The organism is Anaerococcus sp. C0059F3 (genome assembly GCF_056590475.1).
The window spans coordinates 92503-118447 of sequence record NZ_JBWPWE010000002.1; the positions used below are offsets into that span (position 1 = coordinate 92503).

The 25945-nt window shown below is 35.7% G+C and carries 28 protein-coding genes and 3 tRNA genes; 28 read left to right on the plus strand and 3 right to left on the minus strand.

Annotation, left to right across the window (positions count from 1 at the left end; all coding sequences use genetic code 11):
- Window positions 1-71: 71 nt before the first annotated feature.
- The 26 genes from AC1EJ5_RS01580 to AC1EJ5_RS01705 all read left to right on the plus strand — a co-directional run bounded on the left by AC1EJ5_RS01580 (window position 72) and on the right by AC1EJ5_RS01705 (window position 23193).
- Complete coding sequence (locus tag AC1EJ5_RS01580) at window positions 72-1400, plus strand: CapA family protein (protein ID WP_479814097.1); 1329 nt, start codon at window positions 72-74, stop codon at window positions 1398-1400.
- On the plus strand, window positions 1400-1957 hold the full coding sequence (locus AC1EJ5_RS01585) for a phosphatase PAP2 family protein (protein ID WP_479814099.1): 558 nt from the start codon (window positions 1400-1402) through the stop codon (window positions 1955-1957). The genes AC1EJ5_RS01580 and AC1EJ5_RS01585 overlap by 1 nt, the downstream gene beginning before the upstream one ends.
- A gap of 32 nt (window positions 1958-1989) precedes the next feature.
- Window positions 1990-2076: transfer RNA gene (locus AC1EJ5_RS01590), tRNA-Leu, on the plus strand.
- Window positions 2077-2369: 293 nt separating this feature from the next.
- On the plus strand, window positions 2370-3161 hold the full coding sequence (locus AC1EJ5_RS01595; RefSeq protein ID WP_479814101.1) for a hypothetical protein: 792 nt from the start codon (window positions 2370-2372) through the stop codon (window positions 3159-3161).
- Window positions 3148-3954, plus strand: coding sequence for a hypothetical protein (locus AC1EJ5_RS01600; RefSeq protein ID WP_479814103.1), 807 nt, complete (start codon window positions 3148-3150; stop codon window positions 3952-3954). Before AC1EJ5_RS01595 ends, AC1EJ5_RS01600 begins: the two co-directional genes overlap by 14 nt.
- A 12-nt stretch (window positions 3955-3966) precedes the next feature.
- Window positions 3967-4611, plus strand: a complete 645-nt coding sequence (locus tag AC1EJ5_RS01605) for an ABC transporter ATP-binding protein (protein ID WP_479814105.1) — start codon at window positions 3967-3969, stop codon at window positions 4609-4611.
- Window positions 4612-4988: 377 nt separating this feature from the next.
- Window positions 4989-5207 (plus strand): hypothetical protein, encoded by a 219-nt coding sequence (locus AC1EJ5_RS01610; RefSeq protein WP_311480662.1) that lies wholly within the window; start codon window positions 4989-4991, stop codon window positions 5205-5207.
- 120 nt (window positions 5208-5327) lie between these two features.
- Entirely contained in the window at window positions 5328-7961 is a 2634-nt protein-coding gene (gene polA, locus AC1EJ5_RS01615) for a DNA polymerase I (RefSeq protein WP_479814107.1), read from the plus strand.
- Entirely contained in the window at window positions 7948-8550 is a 603-nt protein-coding gene (coaE, locus tag AC1EJ5_RS01620; RefSeq protein ID WP_479814109.1) for a dephospho-CoA kinase, read from the plus strand. The genes polA and coaE overlap by 14 nt, the downstream gene beginning before the upstream one ends.
- The gene (locus tag AC1EJ5_RS01625; RefSeq protein ID WP_308749250.1) at window positions 8537-9193 is read left to right on the plus strand and encodes a lytic transglycosylase domain-containing protein; all 657 of its coding nucleotides are present in this window, start codon (window positions 8537-8539) and stop codon (window positions 9191-9193) included. Before coaE ends, AC1EJ5_RS01625 begins: the two co-directional genes overlap by 14 nt.
- A 73-nt stretch (window positions 9194-9266) precedes the next feature.
- The gene (gene rsxC / locus AC1EJ5_RS01630) at window positions 9267-10595 is read left to right on the plus strand and encodes an electron transport complex subunit RsxC (RefSeq protein WP_479814112.1); all 1329 of its coding nucleotides are present in this window, start codon (window positions 9267-9269) and stop codon (window positions 10593-10595) included.
- 8 nt (window positions 10596-10603) lie between these two features.
- On the plus strand, window positions 10604-11584 hold the full coding sequence (locus AC1EJ5_RS01635) for an RnfABCDGE type electron transport complex subunit D (RefSeq protein ID WP_223417491.1): 981 nt from the start codon (window positions 10604-10606) through the stop codon (window positions 11582-11584).
- On the plus strand, window positions 11577-12119 hold the full coding sequence (locus tag AC1EJ5_RS01640) for an RnfABCDGE type electron transport complex subunit G (protein WP_308749247.1): 543 nt from the start codon (window positions 11577-11579) through the stop codon (window positions 12117-12119). Before AC1EJ5_RS01635 ends, AC1EJ5_RS01640 begins: the two co-directional genes overlap by 8 nt.
- Before the next feature lie 8 nt (window positions 12120-12127).
- Entirely contained in the window at window positions 12128-12757 is a 630-nt protein-coding gene (gene rsxE, locus AC1EJ5_RS01645) for an electron transport complex subunit RsxE (RefSeq protein WP_479814114.1), read from the plus strand.
- A gap of 8 nt (window positions 12758-12765) precedes the next feature.
- Entirely contained in the window at window positions 12766-13341 is a 576-nt protein-coding gene (locus AC1EJ5_RS01650) for an electron transport complex protein RnfA (protein WP_223417494.1), read from the plus strand.
- Window positions 13342-13350: 9 nt separating this feature from the next.
- Window positions 13351-14151, plus strand: a complete 801-nt coding sequence (locus tag AC1EJ5_RS01655) for an RnfABCDGE type electron transport complex subunit B (protein ID WP_479814116.1) — start codon at window positions 13351-13353, stop codon at window positions 14149-14151.
- A 101-nt stretch (window positions 14152-14252) separates the two neighbouring features.
- Window positions 14253-14642, plus strand: coding sequence for a NusG domain II-containing protein (locus AC1EJ5_RS01660; RefSeq protein ID WP_479814118.1), 390 nt, complete (start codon window positions 14253-14255; stop codon window positions 14640-14642).
- Window positions 14642-15160, plus strand: a complete 519-nt coding sequence (locus AC1EJ5_RS01665; RefSeq protein WP_223417498.1) for a Gx transporter family protein — start codon at window positions 14642-14644, stop codon at window positions 15158-15160. The genes AC1EJ5_RS01660 and AC1EJ5_RS01665 overlap by 1 nt, the downstream gene beginning before the upstream one ends.
- Complete coding sequence (gene radC / locus AC1EJ5_RS01670) at window positions 15161-15841, plus strand: RadC family protein (protein WP_479814120.1); 681 nt, start codon at window positions 15161-15163, stop codon at window positions 15839-15841.
- Window positions 15842-15850: 9 nt separating this feature from the next.
- A complete protein-coding gene (mreB, locus tag AC1EJ5_RS01675; protein WP_308749161.1) occupies window positions 15851-16861 on the plus strand; it encodes a rod shape-determining protein in 1011 nt (336 codons plus the stop codon).
- A 6-nt stretch (window positions 16862-16867) separates the two neighbouring features.
- On the plus strand, window positions 16868-17770 hold the full coding sequence (gene mreC / locus AC1EJ5_RS01680) for a rod shape-determining protein MreC (RefSeq protein WP_479814122.1): 903 nt from the start codon (window positions 16868-16870) through the stop codon (window positions 17768-17770).
- Entirely contained in the window at window positions 17763-18254 is a 492-nt protein-coding gene (mreD, locus tag AC1EJ5_RS01685) for a rod shape-determining protein MreD (RefSeq protein ID WP_479814124.1), read from the plus strand. Before mreC ends, mreD begins: the two co-directional genes overlap by 8 nt.
- An 8-nt stretch (window positions 18255-18262) precedes the next feature.
- Entirely contained in the window at window positions 18263-21634 is a 3372-nt protein-coding gene (locus AC1EJ5_RS01690) for a penicillin-binding transpeptidase domain-containing protein (protein WP_479814126.1), read from the plus strand.
- Between the two features lie 12 nt (window positions 21635-21646).
- On the plus strand, window positions 21647-22270 hold the full coding sequence (locus AC1EJ5_RS01695) for a P-loop NTPase family protein (RefSeq protein ID WP_308749165.1): 624 nt from the start codon (window positions 21647-21649) through the stop codon (window positions 22268-22270).
- Entirely contained in the window at window positions 22267-22827 is a 561-nt protein-coding gene (locus AC1EJ5_RS01700) for a S1 domain-containing protein (protein ID WP_479814128.1), read from the plus strand. Before AC1EJ5_RS01695 ends, AC1EJ5_RS01700 begins: the two co-directional genes overlap by 4 nt.
- 15 nt (window positions 22828-22842) lie before the next feature.
- Window positions 22843-23193, plus strand: a complete 351-nt coding sequence (locus tag AC1EJ5_RS01705; RefSeq protein ID WP_479814130.1) for a ribonuclease E/G — start codon at window positions 22843-22845, stop codon at window positions 23191-23193.
- On the opposite strand, the gene AC1EJ5_RS01710 is transcribed toward AC1EJ5_RS01705, so the two are convergent.
- Window positions 23182-23436 carry a GIY-YIG nuclease family protein gene (locus tag AC1EJ5_RS01710; protein WP_223417514.1) on the minus strand — a complete coding sequence of 85 codons (255 nt, stop codon included), beginning with the start codon at window positions 23434-23436 and terminating at the stop codon, window positions 23182-23184. The two genes, AC1EJ5_RS01705 and AC1EJ5_RS01710, sit on opposite strands and share 12 nt — an antisense overlap.
- Window positions 23436-24041 (minus strand): regulatory protein RecX, encoded by a 606-nt coding sequence (locus AC1EJ5_RS01715; RefSeq protein WP_479814132.1) that lies wholly within the window; start codon window positions 24039-24041, stop codon window positions 23436-23438. Before AC1EJ5_RS01715 ends, AC1EJ5_RS01710 begins: the two co-directional genes overlap by 1 nt.
- A 317-nt stretch (window positions 24042-24358) precedes the next feature.
- Here AC1EJ5_RS01715 and AC1EJ5_RS01720 point away from each other — a divergent pair.
- Together AC1EJ5_RS01720 and AC1EJ5_RS01725 are read left to right on the plus strand one after the other, a co-directional pair.
- Window positions 24359-24435: transfer RNA gene (locus AC1EJ5_RS01720), tRNA-His, on the plus strand.
- 1 nt (window position 24436) lies between these two features.
- Window positions 24437-24522, plus strand: a tRNA-Leu gene (locus AC1EJ5_RS01725).
- Window positions 24523-24639: 117 nt separating this feature from the next.
- Here the strand turns inward: AC1EJ5_RS01725 and AC1EJ5_RS01730 are convergent.
- Window positions 24640-25764: a tyrosine-type recombinase/integrase gene (locus AC1EJ5_RS01730; RefSeq protein ID WP_223417518.1), complete on the minus strand. Its 1125-nt coding sequence runs from the start codon at window positions 25762-25764 to the stop codon at window positions 24640-24642.
- Window positions 25765-25945 lie beyond the last annotated feature (181 nt).

The window sequence follows — 25945 nt, forward strand, 5'->3', positions numbered from 1 at the left end:
TTTCATTCTTTTAATAAGAAAAGATGAATAATTTCCCTAAATAGTATAAAATATATAGGTAAGGAGCGTTTATGAAGAAAAAAATTTTTAGAATATTCTTAAGCCTAACCATGGCCTTTGGCCTAGTGGCTTGTTCAAATAATAAAGATATGGAAGAAATTTCAATTAAGTCTGTTACAGATTTAATAACTAGGCTTGATAATTACCAAAAACACAAGGAAGAAGAACAAAGACTTGCTGAAGAAAAGGAAAAGGCAAAAAGCCAAGAGGTAAGCAAAAAAGAAGCCAGCAAGGAAGATATAGAGGAAAAGGCAAGAAAGGAAATTGCCGAGGAGATTAAGAAAAAACCTGAAATTAAAAAGGTGAAATTAAAGGCTTTTGGCGATATTATGGCCCACATGGCACAAATTCAGTATGCCTATAATAAGGGCGGTGGGGAATATGATTTTTCAGATCAATTCACCTATTTAAAAGATTTTGTAAAAGATTCTGATATTTCCATTGGAAACTATGAAACAACCACCAATCCAGACTTGCCAGTAGCAGGTTTTCCAAGATTTAATGTGCCAGCAGCCTACTTAAAAGACCTTAAGGAAACTGGTTTTGACATAGTTTCCACAGCCAACAACCACTCTATGGATACAGAGCTTGAGGGCGTTTTCTCAACTATGGAAGCTGCCAAGGAAGCAGGCCTTGATTATGTTGGATCATTTAAAGACAAGTCCGATAGGATTTTATTTAAGGAAGTAAAGGGGGTCAAACTTGCATTTTTGGCCTATACTTACGGTTGTAATGGTAGGGAAAATTTGATTGTACCAAGAGAAGAAGTTGAAAATCTCGGCTACCTATCAGACGAAGACCAAATCAAAAAAGACATTGGTAGGGCCAAGGCCCAGGGAGCGGACTTTGTAATTGTCTATCCGCACTGGGGAATTGAGTATCAATCCATGCCAAACGAGGCTCAAATTACCCTGGGAAGAAAAATGATAGATTGGGGAGCAGACCTAGTAATTGGAAACCATCCACACGTGGTCGAACCAGTGGAGGTTTACCAAGCAGAAGATGGGAGAAAAGGCCTAATTGCTTATGCTCTTGGTAATTTTATATCTTACCAAAATTATGAAAATAGCAAGGATATTAGGGTAGAACACTCCTTAGCCCTTGAAATTGACCTAGAAAAAGATATGACAAGTGGCAACAAAAAAATTGCTGATGTAAAGCTTCATCCAATCTGGGTAGGAACTTATTATAATGAATACGGAATTTTAATCAAAAATCACCTAACAGAGGACTTTTTAGAAGGCGGCAAGTATTATGACCTGGTAAATGAAAATCAAAGGAAAAGAATCCAGCAGGCCCACGACATGACCCTTGAAATCGCAAACACAGGAGTTCAATGATGGTGAATTTTGAATTAGATATCCTAAATGCCATTCAAAATATGAGATCAACGCCCCTGGATAAGTTTATTGTGACAATCTCAGCAGCAGGCAACCTGTCCCTAATTTGGATAGCTTTTATCTTTATATTTTTAGCAGCCAAAGAATTAAAAAACCAGGGGAAAATAATGGTTATTGCTTTTATCTTAAATATTATCTTGGTAAATATTTTGGTAAAAAACCTAGTAGCAAGGCCTAGACCTTACGATGTGGCGAACTTCACTGATCTTTTGGTCCACAAATTATCGGACAACTCCTTCCCATCAGGTCACACTTCATACGCCTTCACTTTTGCGACAATTGTGACCCTGCTAAATAAAAACAAGGCCCTAAAAATATTTACAGATGTCTTGGCAGTCTTTATGGCATTTTCAAGGTTGTATTTATATGTCCACTTCCCAACAGACGTCCTAGCAGGGGCTATTTTTGGAATTTTGATAGGGATTTTGTCGATAAAAATATATAATTCTAAAAAATATAGGAAAATAAAAACAAAATATAATTTACACTGGGCATAAATTGTTGTATAATGTACTGGTAAGCAATTTACGCCGGTGTGTCGGAACTGGCAGACGAGATAGACTCAAAATCTGTTGTCCTCCGGGGCGTGTGGGTTCGAGTCCCACCACCGGCACCAAATACCTAACAAGCGTTGGAATATCCAGCGCTTTTTTTGTTGCCTAATTTCAAGATACAATTTTTTTCATACTAAATCAGCTTTTAAAATTCCCATAATCATCGTAAATTTTATAAAAATTTCAAATGAAGTTTTGTAACATTTTTATTTTTCATTCGTTATTATAGTAGGAAGGCCATAAAAGAAGTAGTTCTATCTAAGCGGAAGAATACTTTTAAAAACAAAACTTTTCTAATTAATAATGTTATATTTTAAAGAATTTAAAGGTTGCACTTTGATAGATGGAGGAATATATGTCTTATAGGTTAAATGTAATTTCAAAAGTAATGAGAAGTAGAAAGTTTTTCTTATCCATACTCATTATTTTATTATCTATGATTTTTTCCTTAACTGCCTTTGTAGAAGAGGGCATGGAATATTTTTTTAAACACGACTATGTCATGGCATTTTTACAAGGATATAACGGGGATAGGTCCTTGCTTGTAATTTTAGGGCCTCTAATCGCTACCTTTCCTTTTTCCGCCAAACATGTTGAAAATAGTAAGAGTGGAACAATGAAATATCTTGTTGCAAGAATGGGATATAAAAAATATTTCAATTCTAATTTCATAATAAATTTTCTTATATCTTTTATAACTTTCGCTTTTGGTATGGTCATATTTTTTATAGGATGCTTTGTGTTTTTTTCCAAAGACCTCAATATAGATGCTTATATGGGAATGACAGGAGTATCCGCATATAAAATGCTTGCAGATAAATCTGCCTTACTTTATATATTGGCAATAATTCTACATTGTGGGTTTGTAGGTGCTTGTTATAGCAGCCTGGGACTTTCTTTATCTTATTTTATTAAAAATAAGTTCATCGCTTGGATAGGACCTTTTATTATAGCCACAATAGGATCTTTGTTTGCGATGTTTGTTGGACTTACAAAGCTTGAGCCAATGGCAATATTTGATGTGTCAAGAGTACAAGGAATAACGCCTGTATTTGTTATTTCCTATTTGCTTATAAGTCTCTTACTATCCTATGTTTTATCTTTATTGAAATTTAAAAAGGATATAGAAAACGATGAAGAAATATAAAGATTTAAAAAATAAAAGTGAAATCTATATTATCTTTTTATATCTATTAGTGACAGGGTCAATACTTGCAAGTTTTAGCCAGCTTATTAGCTTTAAATATAGGTCTGGGAATTTTAACTTTGGGGAAATAATTCTAATAATGTTTAATGACTCCTATACCGGATATTTTACTTTTCCCTTTTTATTAGGATTTATATTGATGCTTCAAAGCCCAGTTGAACAAAATATATTCTTCACCCTAACAAGGTACACAAATAGGAAAGAATTTTATAAAGTGAAACATACCAAAGTTATTAAAAGCCTTTTAGCTTATGTGGCTTGTATTTGTTTATTTTGCCTATTAGTAGGGATAGGATCTTCAAACTTTGGATTTAGTATTTCTCAAGCGGGTAAAGAGTTTGCAAATCTTTATTTGTTGGGGAATTTTGAAACAAACAACTTAATTTTGGAAATATTTAAGCTAGTAATTTTAGAGACTCTACTCCTATATTTCTTTGCCCTAGTCCATGCCTTTTTAATACAATTTAGGATTTCACAATCCCTTGTATTTGTCATATATACAGGCATCCTAATCATTGCGGCAGGAATGAGTTTGGGATTTTTTGGTGATGTGATTAAGGATTTTTCCCTTTTTTCATTAGCAAGTTCAATTAATGGACGTGGGATAAAATTTATTTATAGGTTAGGAGTTTTGACTGGTATAGATTTGATTTTGCTTATATTGAATTTTAAAATATTTGAAAATAAGGACATTAACCTTCCAAAGGGAAGTAAAGAGTATCAAAATGAGTAAGGAGGGGAGAATATGGACCTAATAAAGTTAGAAAATGTATCCAAAGCTTTTGGAAATAAGAAAGTAATAGATAATATTTCCTATAATTTTGAAGCTGGTAAAATATATGGGATTGTCGGAACAAACGGGTGTGGAAAGAGTGTTTTATTTAAGTTGCTTTCAGGATTGATGAAAGCATCTTCTGGTAAAATTATAATTAATAATGTAGTTGTTGGAAAAAATGGAGCTATGCCATCTGACTTGGGTTTACTAATTGAACATCCAGGTTTTTTACCAAACATAACAGGCTTTGAAAACCTAGACCTCTTAGCTTCGATTAAAAACAAAATCACCAAGGCAGATATTGAAGAGATTTTAAAAGAGGTATCTTTGTATCAAGATAAGGATGTCAGAGTAAAGAACTACTCCCTAGGCATGCTTCAAAGACTAGGCATAGCCCAAGCTCTTATGGAGAAACCAAAACTCCTGCTCTTAGATGAGCCCTTTAATAGTATGGATCACGAAGGAGTAGTAGAACTTAGGGGAATAATTAAGTCTTACGTTAGAAATAAGGGGGTAACGATGCTTATCACATCCCACAACAAGGAAGATATCGACATCTTATCTGATCACGTTCTTGTTTTGAAGAATGGAAAGTTTAATGAATTAAAAGATTGAGAAAAATACTCAATCTTTTTTTTGCTGAAAATTATAAATAATTTGTGTGAGGTCCTATTAACTTTATATTATTCATATTTATATTATTATCTTTAAAGCCTGCTTTGATACCCCTCACAAAGCCTGCTTTATGACCCTCTTAAAGCCTGCTTTAATATGTATTAAAGTAGGCTTTTATATGGTTTGAGGGATTTTAAATTTTGGTAAATAAAAAGCAAGGCTCGTTCCCTTGCTTTTTTTGTGAACCTCATGGATTCTGTATACCTTTTACTCAAGTTTATTATACTACTAATGTTATATATTTCCAATATTTCTCACTTTTTATAATAATTTGAAAGAAAAATTCTTTCTAGTATTATTTTTTTAAGGAGGTATTTATGAAAAATTCTAATAAATGTCCAAAGTGTGGGTCAAGTGATATTATCAAAATACCTGGCCATGCTGGAGCCTATGGTTCTGGTAATAATATTATGGTTGGTATGACTATAAAGTCCGCAGTTCCTGTTGATAGGTATCTTTGTGCGGATTGCGGATATTCTGAAGAATGGGTAGATACTGATTATATTGATAAGATAAAGAAAAAGTTTAAAGATTAATATTTTTTTTAGGGAACATTCGTAGATGTTTCCTTTTTTTCTTTAAAAATTTTCCAATATAAGTTATACTATAAGGTAGGACAGAGTTTTAAAACTATTTTTTATAGTTAAGGAGATATAATGAAAAAAACTGTTATGTTGATTGATGGGTCGAGTTTGATCTTTAGGGCTTTTTTTGCCCTGCCAAACCTTTCCAACAATGACGGAGTTATGACTAATGGCGTTTATGGTTTTTTGACCATGTATAGGAACGCCTTTGATAAATACAAACCAGATTATGTTCTCGTGGCTTTTGACAGGTCGTCTAAGACTTTTAGGAATGACGAGTACAAGGATTATAAGGCAAATAGGGACAAGACTCCAAACGAGCTTTCCTACCAGTTTGGGATTTTAAAGGACATCCTCGATTCGATGGGGGTCAAGTATACTGACCTTGATGGTTTTGAGGCCGATGATATAGTTGGCACTTATGCGGAAATGGCCAAGGAAGCTGGAGATAAGGCGGTTCTTATCACAGGTGATAGGGATTATTTGCAGCTTGTTGATGATGATATTTTGGTTTATCTTACCAAAAAAGGCGTGTCAGATACTGTAGAATACACAGTTGATAAAATAAAGGAAGAATACGGCATTACTCCTAAGCAGCTTATTGATGTAAAGGGTTTGATGGGAGATAAGTCGGATAATATTCCTGGAGTTGATGGGATTGGCGAAAAGCGTGCCCTAGATTTTATCAGAAAATATGGGTCTATAGAAAATCTTTATGACAACCTCGATGATATTTCTGGCAAAAAAACCAAGGAAAATCTCGAAAATAATGAGGCTGTTGCCTATATGTCCAAAAAAATAGGTACAATCGTGACCCACGCACCTGTCGAATTTGAATACGATGACCTAGCCCTTGGAGAACCTGATATAGCAGGACTTAGGGAGAAATTTTCCAAACTTAATTTCAACAAATTTTTGGAAGAACTTGACGGAGGTGGTCCGGAGACTGCTAGTAAGGAATTCAAATTTAAGACTAGCAAGGATTTAAAAGACCTAATCGATTCTAGCAAAAAAACTAAGGAAATTTTCTTTAAATCGGTTAATGATGGGGAAAATTATATCCATTCTGAAATCTATAAACTTGCTATAAAGAGTAAGGATACTGACGTTTATATAATCGAGCCTGAAAAAATCAAAGATTTAAAAGAGGTTTTTGAAGATAAATCAATAAACAAAGTTTCCTTTGATATTAAGGAAGAAATGGTACTTTTGGATAAGCTAGGCATTGACCTAATCGGTCCTTATGATGACATCATGCTCATGCACTATCTAATTGATCCATCCAGGTCTTCTTACGATTTGAAACTTTTAAGCCAGTCTTATTTGACCTATGAGCTTGATAGCGACGAGACTTTAATTGGCAAGGGAGCCAAGATAAAAAAATACGCTGATGTCAACCAAGACGACTTAAGTCTACTTCTAGCAGCCAAGGTTAACGCAATAGAGGACGCAAAGGATAAGGTCTTTAAAAACCTAGCTGAATATGAAATGGTTGACCTTTATGAAAATATAGAGAAAAAACTTGCAAAAGTTCTCGCTTCCATGGAAATAATAGGATTTGGCACTGATAGGAAAATCCTTGAAGAAATCAAGGCCCAACTTGATCAGCAAATCGAAGAGCTAACCCAGGATATTTATGACCTGGCTGGTAGCGAATTTAACATAAATTCTACCAAGCAATTGGGAGAAGTTTTATTTAAGGACTTGGAACTACCTGTAATAAAGAAAACTAAGACAGGTTTTTCTACAGATGCTAGTGTCTTGGATAAGCTTAGGGATAAGCACCCAATTATAGAAAAAATTGAAAGATATAGGGAAACTTACAAACTTCGTTCAACCTATATAGAAGGCCTCGAAAATGCTATAGACGAAGACGGCAGGATTAGGTCTACCTTTAGGCAAAACATTGCTTCAACTGGTAGGTTATCAAGCCAAGAGCCAAACCTTCAAAACCTTCCAATCAAAACTGACGAAGGCAGGGCCATCAGAAAGGCCTTTAAGGCAGGTGAGGGCAAGGTTTTAATTGATGCTGACTATTCACAAATAGAATTGAGAATTTTGGCTAGTTTGTCAGATGATAAAAATATGCAAGATGCCTTTAACCACGGCATAGACATCCACACCCAGACAGCTTCTGAGGTTTTCCACACTCCACTTGATGAGGTTACAAAACTTCAAAGATCAGAAGCTAAGGCGGTAAATTTCGGTATAATCTATGGTATAAGTGACTATGGCCTATCACAAAACCTAAATATTCCAAGAGCAAGGGCCAAGGATTATATAGATAAGTATAAAAAATCCTACCCACAAATCAAGGAATACATGGACAATGTTGTAAAACTTGCCAAGGACCAAGGCTATATAGAAACTTTATTTAAAAGACGTAGGTATGTACCAGAAATATCTTCGAGAAATTTTAATGTCAGAAGTTTTGGTGAAAGGATTGCCCTAAATACACCAATCCAAGGCACAGCTGCTGATATTATAAAGATTGCAATGATAAAAACCTACGAAAAACTCAAGGAAGAAGGCCTTGATGCCAAAATCATCCTCCAGATCCACGACGAAATAATCATTGAATCTAGCGAGGAGGATAAGGAGAAGGCACGTGAAATCCTTAGGGAATGTATGGAAAATGCAGCAGATCTCAAGGTAGATTTGCTAGTAGATATTGGTTTTGGAGAAAGTATGTATGAATCCAAATAAAATTGTAATTACAGGCACAATAGGCTCTGGCAAATCAGCTGTAAGCGAGATTGTAAAAGACCTTGGTTTTAAGGTCATAAGTGCCGATGAAGTTAATAAAAAACTTTTAGAAGAAGGTGGGGAAAATTATGAGACTATCAAGGCCGACCCCTTCTTTAGAAAGGCCTTTGACGGTCATATCCTAGATAAAAAACACCTGGCAAAAATGATTTTTTCTGCACCTGATTTGATGAAAAGGCTCAATTCTATAACTCACCCAATAATTGTGAGGGAAATAGAAAGGGAAATTGAAGAGTCAGATGAAAAAAATATCTTTATAGAAATTCCACTTTTCTATCAAATGTCAGTGAGATTTCCAGCTGATTTGGTTCTATTTGTTGAAACTGATAAAAATATCCAGGCCCAAAGACTTGCCAAAAGAGATGATATTGGCGGATTTTATGCAGAATCAAAAATCAGAAACCAAGAAGCTCTTATGGGTCCTAGGGATGGCAGGGAAATTGTAATAAAAAACAATACCAGCCTTGAAGACCTGAGGGAAAATGTAGAAAATATCCTAAGAAGGGAGAAAATTTATGAAAGTAATTAAATGGTTTGGAAAACTTATAGGTTTTATCCTCCTTGCCATCCTAATTTTATTTGTTGTTTGCTATGGAACAATAGCCTACCAAACATCAAGGAGTAGGATAAGCTATCAAGATGAGATCTATAAATCTTCTGAAAAATATAATGTAGACCCACTCTTAACAGCTGCTATAATCAAGGTAGAATCAGACTTTGATAAGGATGCCCAAAGTCACCAAGGTGCCCAAGGTCTAATGCAACTCTTAGACGAAACTGCATCCCATGCAGCAGAGTTAACTGGTAAAGAATTTTACCCAGACAAGCTATCTGATGTTGAATACAATCTTGACTTAGGTGTTGCTTATTACGATTACCTTTATAGGTACTACAACAACAGAGACTTGGCTCTTGCAGCCTATAATGGTGGGGTAGGAAATGTTGACAAATGGATAAAGGAAGGAATTCTCGACCCTAATAATCCGGATGTTTTGAAGATTCCTTTTGAAGAAACTAGGCAATATGTGACCAAAATCGACGCAAATTATGATGTCTATAAGAAATTTTATAAAAATGCTTTGCCTAGCGAAAAGAGAATGGCTGATCTAAAGCAATTAGCCTTTGACAACTTTATGGTATTTATAGAAGATATTTTTGCAAATCTTAAATAAACCATTGAGAAATTTCCCGATATAATTTATAATAGAAGTATCGGGAAGAAATTTTTTTAAAAAGGAGAAATTTATGGCAGCTAATACTGTGACATTTGCTCATGGTGTTAAGATGGAAGAATACAAAGAACTTTCAGAAAACAGCAGTCTTCATACTGCTGCTATTCCAAAGCTTGTAACAATTCCACTAACCCAACACATAGGTGCACCAAGCAAATGCAATGTAAAGAAAAATGACGAAGTTGCTGTAGGAGATCTTTTAGGATCTGCAGTAGGTAACTTCTCAGCAAATATCCACTCCTCAGTAGCAGGAGTTGTAAAAGATGTAATCGATATTCAAAGTGCCTCAGGCAAAAACTGTAAGGCAGTAGTAATCGATACAGAAGGTTTCGACCAAGAAGTTCAATATACTGAGCTTGAAAACGTAAACTTAAGCCCAGAAGAAATTGTAGCCAAGGTAAAAGAAGCAGGAATCGTTGGTATGGGTGGTGCAGCTTTCCCAGCTCACATCAAATATTCACCAAATAAACCAATCGATACTGTAATAGTAAACGGGGCAGAATGTGAACCTTACATAACTTGTGATGACTACATAATGAAAAATTATCCTTTACATATAATAAAAGGACTCATCCAAGTAATGAAGGCTGTAAATGCTAAAGACGGCGTAATCGCTATAGAAAATAATAAGCCAGAGGCTTATAAAACTATGACCCAAGCCCTAGCTGAATTTGCTAATTCAAATAAATTTGACGGCACAATCAAAGTTGTAAGCCTTGAAACCAAATACCCACAAGGTGATGAAAAAAGACTTATAAATGCAATCCTCAAAAGAGAAGTCCCATCAGGTGGTCTTCCAATGGACGTAGGAGCAGTTGTATCTAACGTTTCAACTGTAAATGCTATTTATGAAGCACTTTTCATGGGAAAACCACTTTATGAAAGAATTCTTACAGTAACAGGTAGGACTGTTAAAAATCCTCAAAATATGCGTGTAAGAATCGGCACAAGCTTTAACGACCTTATCGAAGAAGCTGGCGGTGCAGAAGAAATCGCCAAGGTTATAAACGGCGGACCTATGTGTGGTATAGCCCAACCTGACCTAAATAAACCAGTAGAAAAAGCTACAAACTGTATCCTAGTATTTGATAGCAAGGATGCCTTCATAGAAGATCCAACACCATGTATCAGATGTGGTAGGTGTGTAAGCGTATGTCCAGTATTCTTACTTCCAAACTACATCCACAAACATGCCCTAGATGGTAGGTTCGAAAAGGCAGACGAAGAAGGCGCACTAGATTGTATAGAGTGTGGTTCTTGCTCATTTGTTTGCCCAGCCAGAAGACCATTAGTTGAGGCTATCAAGTTTGCTAAGAGACAAATAAGACAGGCAGGAAAATAGGGGGAAATATGGAAAATAATAAACAATTATTAGTAACAGCTTCTCCACATATTAGGAGTAAAAGAACAGTCGCAAATGACATGCTCGATGTTATCATTGCACTTTTACCTGCTGGCGCTGTTTCTGTTTACTACTTTGGTTATAGGGCTTTAGTTCTTATCTTAGCATCTGTGATCACTTGTGTATTAGCTGAGACAATCTTTAATAAATGTATCAAAAAAGAAAACACAATCAAAGACCTATCAGCAGTTGTAACAGGTATCTTACTTGCCTACAACGTGCCATTTACTCTTCCAGTATGGCAACTTGTAATAGGAGCAGTATTCGCAATAGTAATTTGTAAGATGCTCTATGGTGGTATAGGTCAAAACATTGTAAACCCAGCACTTGGTGCAAGAGCATTCTTGATGGCATCTTGGTCATCAACCATGACAAACTTTGTGCCAACAGAAAGAGTTGCAACCTTAAAAACAGTTAGCGACGTATCAATGCTAAGTGCGGCAACACCACTATCTGATCCAAAAGCCTACACAATTATGGACTTATTTATTGGTCACATTCCAGGCTGTCTTGGTGAAATAAGTGCCCTAGCCCTTTTACTTGGTGCTTGCTACCTATTAATTAGAAAAGTAATTCACATAAGAATTCCACTAGTATACATACTAACAACTACCATATTCCTTGCAATTTTTGGAGATAAGGTAAATCTAGATTATATACTTAAAAATATCCTATCAGGCGGTCTAATTCTTGGTGCCTTCTTTATGGCAACAGATTATACTACAGCCCCAATCACTCCTAAGGGACAAATCGTATTTGCCTTTGGTTGCGGATTCCTAACAGCAGTAATAAGACTTTGGGGTGGATATCCAGAAGGTGTTTCTTATTCAATCTTACTAATGAACCTCTTAGTGCCAATTATAGAAAAACACACTAGGGACAGGATTTTTGGTAAGGCCAAGGCAAAAAAAGGAGCTAAAAATGAATAATAGTTTAAAATTAGGTTTTAAATTACTTTTAATCACATCAGTTACAGCCCTAGCCCTTGCCTTTACAAACAATATGACTAAGCCAATTATCGAAGCTCGTCAACAAGAAGAGCTTAAGGAGAGCTTGGCAGTAGTATATAAGGCAGATAGCTATGAAGAGCTAGATGTTGAAAAACCAGACGTTATAGAAGCAGTTTACAAGGCAAGCGGTGCCGAAGGTGACGGATATGTTTTCCAAATCAACTCACCAGGTGGTTATGGTGGTGACATTGAATTTTTAATCGGTGTTGACAAAGACCACAACATAACAGGTTTTGCTCCTCTAAACCAATCAGAATCAGCAGGTTTTGGTGCTGAAATGGAACAAGATTATTTCAAACAGGGAATGGTCGGAGTAAACATGGACAAAGAAGTTAAGGCAAGTGCAGCAGGCGGAGAAAATGAAATAGTTGGCATCTCAGGTGCTACAATTTCAACATCTACTATCTTAAGAGGTATCAACGCTGCAAGAGAAGTACTTACTAGCTTAGAATAGGAGATATCATGGAAAAACAAAAAGATAAAAAACCAAAGGTAAATTACGGCAAAATATTTACCGACGGTATTATTAAAAACAACCCTGTCCTTGTACAGATGGTTGGTATGTGTTCAGTACTAGCTATATCTTCATCATTAATCAATGCTGTTGGTATGGGTGTATCTGTAACATTCGTACTTGTAATGAGTAACTTAGTTATATCATTACTTCGTAATTTCATCTCAGATGAAATCAGAATCCCATCATTTATCGTAGTAATAGCAGGTTTCGTAACTATAGTTCAAATGCTAATAAAGGCTTATGCCCCAGCTCTTGATAAGAGTCTAGGTATCTTTATTCCACTTATAGTTGTAAACTGTATCATCCTTGCCCGTGCTGAAGGTTTTGCTAGCCAAAACGGTCCAATCCCATCAATTGTAGATGGTATCAGCCAAGGTCTTGGTTATACAATAGCTATATCAATCCTAGCTTTCTTTAGAGAATTATTAGGATCAGGAACACTTTTTGGCATGCCAGTTATCCCAGAAGAATACACCATAGGATTTATGCTTCAACCAGCATCATCATTTATAGTCCTAGGTCTTATCTTCGGAGCCTTCCATGCTATAATGAATAGAAAAAAGAAAGTTAATTAGGAGTTATTATGGCAGAATTATTTAAAATTATAATAGCAACTATATTTGTATCAAACTATGTATTAGGACAATTCTTGGGTATCTGTCCAACCCTCGGTGTAACCAGCAAGGTTGAAACCGCAAGAGGTATGGGCTATGCAGTAATCTTCGTAATAGTACTTGCAACAGTTATTACTTGGTTTATCCAACACTACATACTAGAAGTTTTTAATGTTCAATACCTACAGACAGTTGTCTTTATCTTGGTAATAGCAACCCTCGTTCAATCAGTAGAAACAGTAATGAAGAAATCTATGCCAGCCCTTTACGGTGCACTTGGTGTATATCTTCCACTTATTACAACAAACTGCGTTGTACTAGGTGTAGCTATAAAAGCAATCGACCTATCATATAACCTTGTAGAATCAACAGTTTATGCCTTTGCAGCATCAATTGGTTTTATGATAGCAATCATGATCTTAGCTTATCTAAGAGAAAAAATCGAATATAACAAAATACCTGAGTCATTTAAGGGAGCTCCAATGTCTCTTATAACCCTAGGTCTAATGGCTATAGCCTTCATGGGCTTTGCAGGTTTAGCATAGGAGGTAAGAATGGAAAATTTATTATTGCCGGTAGCGATACTTGCTATAATGGGCTTTATCTTTGCGATAGCCCTAGGCTTTATTTCACAAAAATTTCACGTAGAAAAATCAGTAAAAGAAGCAGCTGTCAGAGACGCCCTACCAGGCGCTAACTGCGGTGCTTGTGGATATCCTGGTTGCGATGGTCTTGCAGAAGCAATCGCTAAGGGAGAAGCTCCTGTAAATGCTTGTGCCATCGGTGGTGCTAGTGTAACAGCAGCTGTAGCAAAAGCTATGGGTGTTGAAGCGACAGGTGCAGATGATAGAAAAGTAGCCCTAGTTTACTGCAATGGTACTTGCGAAGCAGCCAAGGACCAATACAAATACCAAGGTCTTGAAGACTGTAGGGCACAAATCGCACTCTTTGGTGGTAAAAAAGCCTGCGATTATGGTTGTATCGGTTGTGGTACATGCGAAAAAGCTTGTCCATTTGATGCAATCCACATCATAAACGGTGTTGCCAAGGTAAATAGAGATAAGTGCGTGGCTTGTAAAAAATGTGTGGAAGTATGTCCAAAACACATTATCGAGCTTGTACCATTCAAACAAAAACAAGCTGTTCTTTGCTCATCACATGATAAGGGCAAGGACGCAAGGGCAAAATGCTCTAATTCTTGTATAGGTTGTACAATCTGTGCTAAGACTTATCCAGAAGCCTTTGAAATGGACAATTTCTTATCAAAAGCTGTTAATATCGACGAAATCGATCCAGAATTACTAAAGACAGCCGCAGAAAAATGTCCAAACAAATGTATAACAATATTTGAATAAAATTTAAAGAAGACTCTACGGGGTCTTTTTTTATTGGCCAAAAACCATATAATATAACCATGATTATTTTATAAAATATTAAGATAGATATAGAGGTAATTATGAAGATTAGAAAAGGAGATATAATTGTAATTGTTGGCCTGATTTTTTTGAGTTTTGGCCTGAATTTTGCAATTGATAAGATGACTACGGGACACACGGGAGATATGCTTGTAGTCGAACAAGACGGAAAAGTAATTAAAAAACTACCTATGGATAAGGATACAGAATACGTGGTAAACTACGGTGGCCACTACAATAAAATTGTTATTAAAAACAAGAAAGCATTTATAAGCGAGGCTGATTGTCAAGATCAGATTTGTGCCCACATGCACCCTATAGAAAGGGAAGGCCAAACAATAATTTGCCTGCCACATAGGTTGTTTCTGGAACTTGAAAGCCATGGAGATAAGAAAAAAGATGACGATGCTATAGATAAGGTGGTGAACTAATGGGTAAAAATATCAAAGATTTAACTAATATGGCCCTCTTGGTGGCCCTTGCCCTAATAATTTCACTTATTGAACTACAAATCCCTGTTCCTGTGCCAATACCAGGTGCAAAACTCGGACTTTCAAATATAATAATACTAGTAAGTCTTTATTTTTATGGATTTAAGGCAAGTCTTACCATAGCGCTTTTAAAAAGCTTTATGCTGGTCTTGATAACAGGGGCTGTGACTTCGTTTTTCTACTCAGCAGCAGGAGCCATTCTTTCATCAATCGCAATGGCAATCGCCTTAAGATACCACGACCGCTTATTTTCTTTTATCGGTGTAAGCGAAATAGGAGCCTTTGCCCACAACCTAGGACAAATCATAGTTTCAGCTATTATCATGGAAAATATCAAGATGTTTACTTATTTTCCAGCCCTAGTTTTGGTTGGCACTTTTAGTGGATTTTTTGTAGGACTTTCTTCAAACTTTATTATAAAGCATATGAAAAAAATAAACATCGGAGAAAATGTTTAAATGAAACAAACTATCAAGGATATGAAGCTTATAGATAGGCCAAGGGAGAAACTTATAAAGTTGGGCCACGACAGCCTGAGTGAAAAAGAGCTTCTTGCCATAATTATATCAACTGGTACAGATAAGAAAAATGCCATTGACCTTGCTGAAGAAATACTTGAGACCTTTAGCGAAGAGGCTCTTTTAGAAATAGAAGTCGAAGAGCTTACAAAAATAAATGGAATCAAAGAGGCCAAGGCTTCAAAGATTATAGCAAGCCTTCAACTAGGTAAGAGGATTAAGGAAAATATCCTAAATAAGGAAAAATATAAGATTAGCTCAAATGAAGATGCCTATGAATATATCAAAGATACAATAAGCCTTAGAGACAGGGAATATTTTTACACAATCCTTCTTAACAACAAAAATGAAGTTATTTCCAAGGAACTCATTTCGATTGGGGACTTGTCTTCTTCCATAGTTAATCCTAGGGAAGTCTTTAAGTCAGCCATAAAAAAATCTGCCAAGTCAATGATTTTGGCCCACAACCATCCTTCGGGCAATCCTAGCCCATCAAAGGCAGATTTGTTAATCACCCACAGACTAATAGATGCAGGGGAAATCCTTGATATCAACGTCCTTGACCACTTGATTATTGGCCACGGATCTTATGTAAGTTTAAAAAAAGATAATTATATATAGGAGTTTAGGATGAAATTTAAAATGATTGCTACAGACTTTGCCATAGACCTTGGCACTAGCAATATTTCAGTATATAAAAAAGGCGAAGGCCTTATTATAAATGAGCCTTCAAGCCTGGTTCTTGATGAAAATCACACTAAGGTAGAAGCTATAGGTCAAGAAGCTAAGGATATGCTTGGTAAAACCCACGAGGATATCCAAGTTGTAAAACCAATTAAAAATGGAGTTATAACTGACTTTAACCTCACAGAAGCCATGCTAAATTACTTTTTTGACAAGGTAAATCCGAACTTTAGCCTAATCCAACCAAGAGTTGTGATTGTTGTCCCATCTGGTATCACAGATATACAAAAAAGAGCAGTAGAAGATGCTGCCCTTCACGCAGGCAGCAGGGATATTATCCTTGTTGATGAATCACTTGCAGCAGCTTACGGGATGAACCTTTCCCCAGATGAGCCTAGGGGAATTTTAATGATAAATATGGGCGCTGGCACAAGCCAAGTTGCGGTTATATCCCTAAATGGAATCGTAGTTTCTGCCACAATGAACAAGGGTGGTGACTACCTAGATGAAAAAATTGTTGATTATTTTAGGGAAGAAAAGAATCTTGAAATCGGCAAAAATACAGCAGAAGAAGTGAAGATTAAACTTGCTTCACTAAAGATAAAAGACGGCAATAACCAGATGGAAGTAAACGGCAGGGACATTCTAGATGCTAGACCAAAGACTGTAAGTGTAAGTTCTAGCGAGTTAGTTTCTTGTATTCTTCCTTTCGCAGACGAAGTTTGTGAAATGGTTCTAGAGGCTCTTGAAAAGACACCACCAGAAATTTCTTCAGATATTAGAAAAGATGGCTTTGCCCTTTCTGGATCCTTGTCAAAGCTTGCGGGGATGTCTGAATATATAGAAAAGAAAATTGGCCTAAAATCCTATTGTTCAGATGACCCAGGCACAGATGCAATCCTAGGAGCGGGATTAATTCTAGAAAATCCAGACAAGTATTTAAAATATCGTAAGTAGGTAAATATGGCATATAAGAGAGTAAAAAAAGATAAGAAACCTTTCATATTTACAGTTGTAGGCCTAAGTCTGCTTATACTTATTTCTAGCCAAAGTGAAACTCTTTCGCAAACAGGTTCAAACCTTGCAAATACAATCCTAAGACCAATTGAGAAAGTGACTTATTCTATTTCATCAGCTATGATAGAGCAACTTGAAAGAACAATTGGCTCTAAGGAAACCCGTGAGCAAGTGCTAAAGCTTGAGGCAGATAATAGGTCTTTGGTAATGGAAAATGCAAGGCTTTTAGCAACAATAAATAGGGAAGAGTTTTTAAAAGATGAAGCCATTGCCACCAATGGCACAGAAAATAAGTACATTAAGGCCAAGCTTATAAACACAGATGTAAATTCAATGACAACCCATTTCACAATCGATAAGGGAGCTGTAGACGGGATAGAAAAAAATGACATCATTCTTCAAGCTATTGGGGATAGCAAGTTTTATACAGGTCTTGTCGGCAAGGTCACAGAAGTTTATAAGACTACAGCAAGGGTTGAAACTATAAATTCAAATGAAAATGACGTTTCCTTTGTAAATGCGAACTCAGGAGACTATGGTGTAATTGATATTTTCAATAAAAACACTATACAAGGTTTTATGATAGACCTTGAAAGCAAGATTAATGAAAAGGACATCCTCCTAACAAGTGGTCTAGGTGGAATTTACCCTTACGGCATCTACATAGGTAGGGTTGCCACAGTGACCATGAGTGAGGATTCCCTAAGGAAAAATATTACAATCAAGTCACCAGTCGATTTCACCCACTTGTATAGGGTCCTAGTATTAAAGCACGACGCGACTTATTCAATTGATAAAAAACCAGTAACTAAGGAGAAAAAGCAAAAGGAGGGGGAAATTTATGAATAAATTTAAAAGCTTTTTGATTTTATTACTAAGTTTTATTTTACAAACCTCAATTTTTGCTAAAATAGATATCCTAGGGGCAAATATAAATATACTAATCCCAGCAACTATAGCCCTTTCCCAAATTCTACCAAATAAAACTGGCAGAATTGGAGGTCTTGTGGTTGGTCTTTTTGAAGATTTTCTATTTTCAAGCCTAGTAGGGGTGAGGGCCTTATCATATTATCTAATAGGCGTTGTTTCCTCAGGAGAATTTATAAAGGTCTCAAAGGACAAGCAGACAGGTCTAATAGTTTGTCTTATAGCTAGTGTTTTTAACTTCTTACTGGTAAATGGTATCTACTATATTTTTGGAAAGAGTTTAAACTCAATTACAGGCTACTTTGGCCTTGAAATCCTAGTAGAAGCTATCTTAAATTCAGCTATCTACCTAGTTTATTACATGCTTATCAAAAAGATAATGTATATACCAACCTATAGAATTTAGGGGATTTTATGAAAAATAAAAAAGAAAATAGGTTTATTTTCATCCAAGTAGTTGTAGTACTTGCTATAATTGCTATAGTTTTTAGACTTTTTAATGTAATGGTCACCAAGGGTGATTATTACAGGGACTTATCCGATAATAGGAAAGTAAAGGAAGTTGACGAACTTGCAAGTAGGGGCAATATCTACGATAGAAACGGCAAAATCTTGGCTACATCTATACCTTCCTTTGCAGTTAAGCTCTACAAGGATGAGTTGATGAGCCTTGATGAAGATAAAAGAATAGAATTAATCTCAAACCTAGTTGATATTCTTGAAGAAGATGGGGTCAACTATACTGAAGATTTCAATATAAAACTAAATACCTTTAAGTACAAAAAAGATATTGACTATTTCAAGAAAAAAGAAATGCCGATTGAAGATGTGGTTCATAAGTTAATTGAAAATGACCTCATAGAAGAATTTTTACTTTCCACTTATGACCAAGATGGTATCAAGTATGAAACTTTAAATACAGCCATCCTTGCCCTCAAAAAAAGGGGTATAGATGTGCCAGCTCACATTAGCCAGAAAGATGGCAAACTCAAGGTTGAATATAAGAAAAATTACGAGAAAAAACTTGCCAATATAGGCCACAAGAAAGACGACGATCCAATAGACGTAATCCTAGAATCTGTTGGTGAAGATAGGTCTGTTTTATTATCAATCCTTCAAAACTCACACGCAAGATTACTTGCCTATAGGATTTTAGACAGTCACAAGCTTTTGGGAAGTCTCTCTATGGAACCTTACTCAATTAAGAGTGACCAAGACCTAATTGAAAAAAAGGCGAGACTTCATAAAGTTTTCAAGAAAATCACCCTTGATTCAAAGCCAAGTGACGATTTTTATGAAATAGTAAAAAATTCTACAATTAAAGACGTGTTGGCGCAAGCCATGGTAGATGATAAGGGTGCCTATATAATTCCTGCAAATATGCTTATAGAAGAGCTTGAAAACAAGGGGATTTATGCCAACTTTGAAACAGAAGTTATAACAGAAACCAAGGATGATAAGAACCAATATTCTGTAGACGTTAGGTTTAAAAATCCGCAGGCAGGTTCCGCCATAGATGAACTAGCAAGACTTGCTGAGGAGCATGACCTAATAAAGCCCTTAATTTTGTCAGAATATGTAAAATATATGGCCCAAAATGCCAATACAAGAAATAATATTTATCCAAATATAGATATTACAGAAGATGATCCGGACGACTGGAAATACACCTTCACCATAGATAAGAAAGATTTTTATACCCATTATGCTAACAAAGATAGGGCAAATTCTACAAAGGAAACTGTAGATATCCTTATGAATGAAAATGATGGACAAAAAATCCTAGAATACCTAAAGAAGGTTAGTGGACTTGATGCCTATAATGATGTTGAAGCTGTTGGAATATTAACTATTGACAATACTTTAAACAGACAAGGATCATTTGGTTATAGGCCAATAAATATAGTTTATAACCTTGATGAGTCCACAGTTTTAAAAATTGAGGAAAAGATTGATTCTGGATCGGGAATTGTTGTTGAGACTATCCCAATCAGGTCTTATCCAAATAGAAACTTAGCAAGTCACGTTCTTGGCTATATGGGACCAATTGCCACAAGCCAGGAAGTAGATAAGTATGTTAAGGAAAGAGCCTATCTGAGAGACGAAATCATTGGTAAAACAGGTATAGAAGAATCCTACCAAGATAACCTAAAGGGTAAAAACGGTAGGTCCCTTGTAACAGTTGACTCTTCTGGAAATAGGAGAGAGACCATTTCCCAAACCAAGTCAGAGCCAGGTGATGATGTCTATTTATCAATAGATGCCAAGCTTCAAAAACAGGCAGAAGATTCACTCGAAGGTGTTCTTAGGGCCCTAAGAGAATCAGGCTTTTATGAATCAGAATATGGATCGTTTAGACCATTCAAGATGGCACCACACGCAGAAAGTGGGGCTGTAGTTGTTTCTGATGTTAAGACAGGGGAAGTCTTAGCCCTTGCATCTTATCCAAACTACGATCCAAACTTATTTTCAACTGGTATTTCAACTTCCGACTGGGAAGCCCTCCAGGTAGAAGATAGCGAAGGCCCACTTGCCCCAAGACCAATGTTAAATATAGCAACCCAAACAGCAGTAATGCCAGGTTCAACCTTTAAGCTAGTAACAGCTCTTGCTGCCCTTGAAAAGGGCCTAGACCCGCTTGCTATAAATAATTGTCATGGCTTTATGGAAATAGGTAACAGGAGATTTTCTTGCTTGATCTATACTGAAAGTGGAATGACCCACGGCGAGGAAAACCTCTATGGAGCAATCAGAGATTCTTGTAACTATTATTTCTACACCCTAGCCCTTGGAGAAAATCCGGAAGATGGTGATACTCTAACAACCAAGCTTGAATTAAATGATATTAGGCTTGCTTGCGAAATGCTAGGACTTGACCAAGAAACAGGTATAGAAATCAATATACCAAAAGAAGCCAGGGGTAATGTCCCATCAATAGGTAAGAAAGTTGAAGTTACAAAGCTAATGCTCAAAGACTACCTAGAAAAAAACCTAACCCTCTTTATCAAAGAAGGAGTCAAGAAAGCTAGGGATGAATATGAGCAAGATATTACAGATATAGTCAAATTTACAGATAATCCTAGTGAATGGTCAAGAAAAGCCATAGTTGATTTCTTCGATGAAAGAGGCTACGATCCACTAATGGTGCCAGAAGGACAAAGAGACGGGCTTGCTGATACAATCAAGTATACCTACCTAAACCAAGCAGTTTGGGATATTACAGATATGCTAAATATCGTAATCGGTCAGGGCCAAAACTCCTACACACCTATCCAGATGAACAGGGCCATAGCTACCCTAACTAATGGTGGTTATCTAAATAAATTCACCCTTATAAATAAGGTTAAAAACCACGATTCTGGTGAAGTTTTATTTGAAAATGTGCCAGAAAACGAGAGAATAGATATTAAGGATAAAAAATATCTTGAAGATATCAAATACGGTACCCTACTCGTTGCTCAGAAAAATGCTGTATTAAGCCAACTTCCAATGGACATTGGTATAAAAACTGGTACAGCAGAGGTAGAAGGTAAAAACCCTGACGGAACAGACTATGATACCTATGCATGGATGGTAGGCTTTGCACCTTATGATAATCCAGAAATAGCAATTTCTATTGTCTTAACCCAAGGTGATACTTCCTACAATGCCTCTCCAATTATGAGAGATATTGTTGCTAGGTACTTTGATTTGAATGTTGAGATGATAAACGCAGAGCCAACCGCCAAAGATATCCAAGACCTTGGCGAATCAGCCAATGGTGGGGACCACAACCACGGACATTAGTAAGAGGAAATTATGCAAATATATCTAATAAATGGGAAAAATAGTATAGGTAAGACCGATTTTGCGGTAAATCTAGCAGAAAGACTTTCTGAAAATAAGATGGTCTTACTTACATCTCTTTTTAGGAGTGACCAATCAAATATTGAAGATTATTACAAGAAGGACGGGATGATAAGCTATGATATATCAGACTATTTTCTAGGTCTTTGTAGCTTGGATAAGGTAATTGTTGAAGAAAATCCAAACTTAAAATTTATTATAGCCCCTCTTGTTGAAGGTAAATACGATATTAGAGTCCAAGATGTTTACAATCTTATAGACGAAGTAGATGCTGATATTATCATTCTAGATAATCTATATCTTCCAATTAAGGATGCAATAAAAATAGAAATTCTTGATAAGGATGAAATAGAAAAAGATATTCACGCAGACTATTTCTTCATTAATCGTTGCGATGAAGGCTTTGATCCAAGAACTATCAAAGAAAAACTTCAAGGAAAATCCGCAACCTATCTAGGTTTTGTAAAGGAAAATGAATATTTCAAAGATGTTATAGATAATCTTATGAAAGGCGAAGCAGAGCCAATAGGAGACCTTGGATTTTTTGAAAAAGTAAAGAGGATTTTTAAGAAGTGAAAGTAATCTTTGACGATAAAAAAGAAAAAATCTTAATGAGACAAGTAGATGGGAGAGTCATGGAAGTCATATTCTATGACTCTCTTCTTCATAATATTTATAGGGGGAAGGTCCTTGACAAGATTGATAGCCTGGGAGCATATTTTGTAGAAATATCCGAAAAAGAAACTATATTCTTAAAATCAACTCTTAATTATAAAATAGGGGATAATGTCATAGCCCAATATGTTAGAGAGCCTGCCAATGGTAAGTTAGGCCTAGGAAGCGAAAATTTTTCTATAGAAAATGAGGCCTACACTCTAACTAGATATCCGCTTAGGAAAAGACCAAAGCTTAAAAAAACTATGGAAAAAAATAATGACTTGTATAAGGAAATCTTAGCGGAAAAAGATAGGCTAATTAATGAGGAGAAATTCCTACCAAGTCCAAAACTTTTGAGGGAAAATTCAATAAAGGAAAAATACCTAGAAAATTTCAAGGATTATGAGTTAAAAGACTTTGATATTAATAATTCTTTAGATTTTGCTAAGCTCATTAGAGAGATAAAAAAATCGTAAATTTCCTACAAGGATATGTCGATTATTGTTGATGAACTTAAGACTCTAACTGTAATTGACGTTAATACAGGCAGCAGAAAATCAAAACAGGGAAAAAAAGACTTTCTTTTGAATGTAAATTTAGACCTAGTTGACTTTATTGCTTATAATCTGAAATTAAGGAATATCGGAGGAATGGTTGTTATTGACTTTTTAAGGTCAGACGGGCAAGATTTGATAAAAGACACATTTAAAAAATTAGCAGAAGCTTACGGTCTAGAGGCAGAAATATTTGGGTTTTCTCCCATGGGACTTTTTGAATTATCAATAAAAAGAAGAGGCGATAGTTTAAAAGCTAACCTTGCGAAAAGATCTTTACTTTTCTAGGTTAAATGCTTTTACTAAAGCCTCTTTTTCTTTTTTTGTAAGTTTTTTTATCCTTGCCTCAAGCTTAAGGCCAATGGATTTGCTGTCGACTCTTTTGTAATAAACTAGACTTACAGGAAGCCTTGACCTGGTGTACTTAGCACCTTTGCCTGAATTGTGGGCCTTAACTCTCTCTGTGACATCATTGGTATAACCAGTATAGAGGGAATTATCCCCACACCTTAAGATATAAACAAAGTGCATCAGGAAAATCTCTCGTTTAGGACTTGGTTGATGATGTCAACATCGAATCCCTTGCTTGCAAGGTGCCTAAAAACCTTGGCCCTGTTTTCATAAGAAAAGTCGTTTTTGATCTTCTTATCAGCAAAAAATCCTGCTTTCTCAGCTTCTCTTTCGTCAGAAATCATATAGATATAATCTTCGATTAAATTATCATCGATGTGTTTTCTTTTGAGCATAAAGCGAATCTTGCCCCTAGACCAGTTTGAAATCTCATCCTTATCCCTTATGTAGGCCTTGACATAGGACTCATCATCGAGAAATCCATAGTAATCAAGATAGGCAATGATTTTTTCTATTACATCTTCTGAAAACTTTTGTTCTTTTAGTTTTTGCCTTATTTCATAGGTTGATTTTTGCGAATAAGAAATCTTATTTAAGGCGTAATTTTTGGCCCTATTAAATTCATCATTGGCTAAAATCAACTTGTAGGTAGGAAAGTCAATTTCCTTATCAATTTCAAAGGCATTTTCGTAGTAGAGATCGTAGTCTACATAAAATTTCTCATTTGATATTGTAAGTCTAATTAAATTGTATTTGTCTGAATATTCAATATTTTCGATAATCATTTCATAGAAAGAATTGCATTATAAACTAAGGGAGCAACCATGGCTATAGAAATGACAATTGCAAATATTTTTAAAATTAATTTCCTTGTAGTTTTCATAATTCACCTCTGTAGATATTTTACTACAAAGAATAGAAAAAGAAAATTTTTAAAAAATTTGCATTATTTTTAAATCCATGGTATTATATTATTTGTCAGTAGGAAAGACCTGGGCTAATTACTTTGGAAATACTAAAGAAATAATAAAAAATATTTGACAAAAGTAAATAAAAGTTGTATACTTATATAGTCAGTATGAATAGTGAAGATACAAACGTGGTGGGTATAGTCCAGTTGGTTACGACACCTGGTTGTGGCCCAGGAGAGCGTGAGTTCGAATCTCACTACTCACCCCATGCGGGATTGGCGGAATTGGCAGACGCGCTAGACTTAGGATCTAGTGAGAATTTCTCGTGAAGGTTCGACTCCTTTATCCCGCACCAATTAATAAGCTTTAATAGCTTGATTTCAACGATTATAATTTTACGGTTACCAGTAAGTTACCAGTAGAATTATAATCGTTGTTTTTTTATGCTTTTTTCTATTTCTGTCCCTGCTTCTTATCCTGCTTTTAGTGCAGTTTTAAAATTATAGGTTTGGAACTGGTTATATAGATATATATCTACTACTTGGATATAAGATTTCTTTGTGGTTTCTATGGATTCGTGTCCCATTAAGTCCATGAGATCTATATCACTTATGCCTGACATATGAGCTATTGTGGCGAAGGTATACCTACATTGTATAGGGGTTGTTTCTTCTAGTCCTGCCTTTTTGAGTGCTCCTTTAAAGATTGTGTTTCTAAAGGTGGTATCACTTGGATGAGATGGCTTTGGGTTTTGTGGGTTTATTCTTGTGTTTTCTACTATATAGCCTGTGGTTGATTCTTGAGCTAATTCTTTTAATATATCGTAGATTCTATCGTGTATAAACATTATCCTTCTTTTGCCTTTATTGGTTTTCATACCAAAATCTCTAATGATTCTTTTTTTGAAGTCAATGTTCATAGTTTTTAATTTCCTATATTCCGATGTCCTCATCCCTGTAAATATCATGCAGAGTATGTGGCGAGCGTCGGGGTTGTATGGGATAGATTTGAAAAGTTTGTCTATATCTTGGGTGTAGAATATAGTTTTTTCTTTGGTGTTTTCTTTACCTTTTACATCCAGTAGTTTTGCTCTATCTTTATCTACTAATTCATGTTTTTCTGCAAATTGGTAGATTTTACTTGCTACGTGTTTTAACCTTGAGATTGAGTCTTTGGAGTAATCTTTTCTTATTTTTTGGCCGTTGATGGTTTCATAGTATCCTTCTTTTACTTTCTGATCTATACATCTTTGCATCTCCATAGTTTTTATTTCCATTATGTTTTTATTCCAGATAGGGTGGAAGGATAGGAAGGCGTCCTCGTATCTGTTTTTTGTTTTATAACTTAGTTTTAAAAAATCATCTGTCTTTTTATATGCTTCGTAAATTTCCCTGAATGTTTTTATGTCGTCTACACATACATAATTGTCTAGGGCGGCTTTTGCTTCTTTCCTTGATTTATAAAATCCAACTGTGGGTCTATATTCTTTACCATTTATGTCATAGGTGGCGGGGAGTCTTGCCCACCATGGTGATTTTCTGCCTTTGACGTAGGTGATTGAGCCTTCACCATTGGCGAATTTTCTATCTCTTTTCATTGTTTTGTCCTTTCTTTTTTATGTTTTACCCGGGTTTTACCGTTGGTTGTGGTATGGTAATTGTGTACGATTCCTGCCCTTTATTGGGCGGGGATTTTTTATTGTCTTTTAGTGTCTGTTTGTTTAATTTTACAGACTTTGAGTGTCTATTGCCAGGGTTTTTTTTAGCCTCAGGGAGGGT

Bases quoted from the DNA above. Each gene is read 5' to 3' on its own strand.
- AC1EJ5_RS01580 (WP_479814097.1), top strand. From the start codon at position 72: ATGAAGAAAAAAATTTTTAGAATATTCTTAAGCCTAACCATGGCCTTT.
- AC1EJ5_RS01585 (WP_479814099.1), top strand. From the start codon at position 1,400: ATGGTGAATTTTGAATTAGATATCCTAAATGCCATTCAAAATATGAGA.
- AC1EJ5_RS01595 (WP_479814101.1), top strand. From the start codon at position 2,370: ATGTCTTATAGGTTAAATGTAATTTCAAAAGTAATGAGAAGTAGAAAG.
- AC1EJ5_RS01600 (WP_479814103.1), top strand. From the start codon at position 3,148: ATGAAGAAATATAAAGATTTAAAAAATAAAAGTGAAATCTATATTATC.
- AC1EJ5_RS01605 (WP_479814105.1), top strand. From the start codon at position 3,967: ATGGACCTAATAAAGTTAGAAAATGTATCCAAAGCTTTTGGAAATAAG.
- AC1EJ5_RS01610 (WP_311480662.1), top strand. From the start codon at position 4,989: ATGAAAAATTCTAATAAATGTCCAAAGTGTGGGTCAAGTGATATTATC.
- polA (WP_479814107.1), top strand. From the start codon at position 5,328: ATGAAAAAAACTGTTATGTTGATTGATGGGTCGAGTTTGATCTTTAGG.
- coaE (WP_479814109.1), top strand. From the start codon at position 7,948: ATGAATCCAAATAAAATTGTAATTACAGGCACAATAGGCTCTGGCAAA.
- AC1EJ5_RS01625 (WP_308749250.1), top strand. From the start codon at position 8,537: ATGAAAGTAATTAAATGGTTTGGAAAACTTATAGGTTTTATCCTCCTT.
- rsxC (WP_479814112.1), top strand. From the start codon at position 9,267: ATGGCAGCTAATACTGTGACATTTGCTCATGGTGTTAAGATGGAAGAA.
- AC1EJ5_RS01635 (WP_223417491.1), top strand. From the start codon at position 10,604: ATGGAAAATAATAAACAATTATTAGTAACAGCTTCTCCACATATTAGG.
- AC1EJ5_RS01640 (WP_308749247.1), top strand. From the start codon at position 11,577: ATGAATAATAGTTTAAAATTAGGTTTTAAATTACTTTTAATCACATCA.
- rsxE (WP_479814114.1), top strand. From the start codon at position 12,128: ATGGAAAAACAAAAAGATAAAAAACCAAAGGTAAATTACGGCAAAATA.
- AC1EJ5_RS01650 (WP_223417494.1), top strand. From the start codon at position 12,766: ATGGCAGAATTATTTAAAATTATAATAGCAACTATATTTGTATCAAAC.
- AC1EJ5_RS01655 (WP_479814116.1), top strand. From the start codon at position 13,351: ATGGAAAATTTATTATTGCCGGTAGCGATACTTGCTATAATGGGCTTT.
- AC1EJ5_RS01660 (WP_479814118.1), top strand. From the start codon at position 14,253: ATGAAGATTAGAAAAGGAGATATAATTGTAATTGTTGGCCTGATTTTT.
- AC1EJ5_RS01665 (WP_223417498.1), top strand. From the start codon at position 14,642: ATGGGTAAAAATATCAAAGATTTAACTAATATGGCCCTCTTGGTGGCC.
- radC (WP_479814120.1), top strand. From the start codon at position 15,161: ATGAAACAAACTATCAAGGATATGAAGCTTATAGATAGGCCAAGGGAG.
- mreB (WP_308749161.1), top strand. From the start codon at position 15,851: ATGAAATTTAAAATGATTGCTACAGACTTTGCCATAGACCTTGGCACT.
- mreC (WP_479814122.1), top strand. From the start codon at position 16,868: ATGGCATATAAGAGAGTAAAAAAAGATAAGAAACCTTTCATATTTACA.
- mreD (WP_479814124.1), top strand. From the start codon at position 17,763: ATGAATAAATTTAAAAGCTTTTTGATTTTATTACTAAGTTTTATTTTA.
- AC1EJ5_RS01690 (WP_479814126.1), top strand. From the start codon at position 18,263: ATGAAAAATAAAAAAGAAAATAGGTTTATTTTCATCCAAGTAGTTGTA.
- AC1EJ5_RS01695 (WP_308749165.1), top strand. From the start codon at position 21,647: ATGCAAATATATCTAATAAATGGGAAAAATAGTATAGGTAAGACCGAT.
- AC1EJ5_RS01705 (WP_479814130.1), top strand. From the start codon at position 22,843: ATGTCGATTATTGTTGATGAACTTAAGACTCTAACTGTAATTGACGTT.
- AC1EJ5_RS01710 (WP_223417514.1), bottom strand. From the start codon at position 23,436: ATGCACTTTGTTTATATCTTAAGGTGTGGGGATAATTCCCTCTATACT.
- AC1EJ5_RS01715 (WP_479814132.1), bottom strand. From the start codon at position 24,041: ATGATTATCGAAAATATTGAATATTCAGACAAATACAATTTAATTAGA.
- AC1EJ5_RS01730 (WP_223417518.1), bottom strand. From the start codon at position 25,764: ATGAAAAGAGATAGAAAATTCGCCAATGGTGAAGGCTCAATCACCTAC.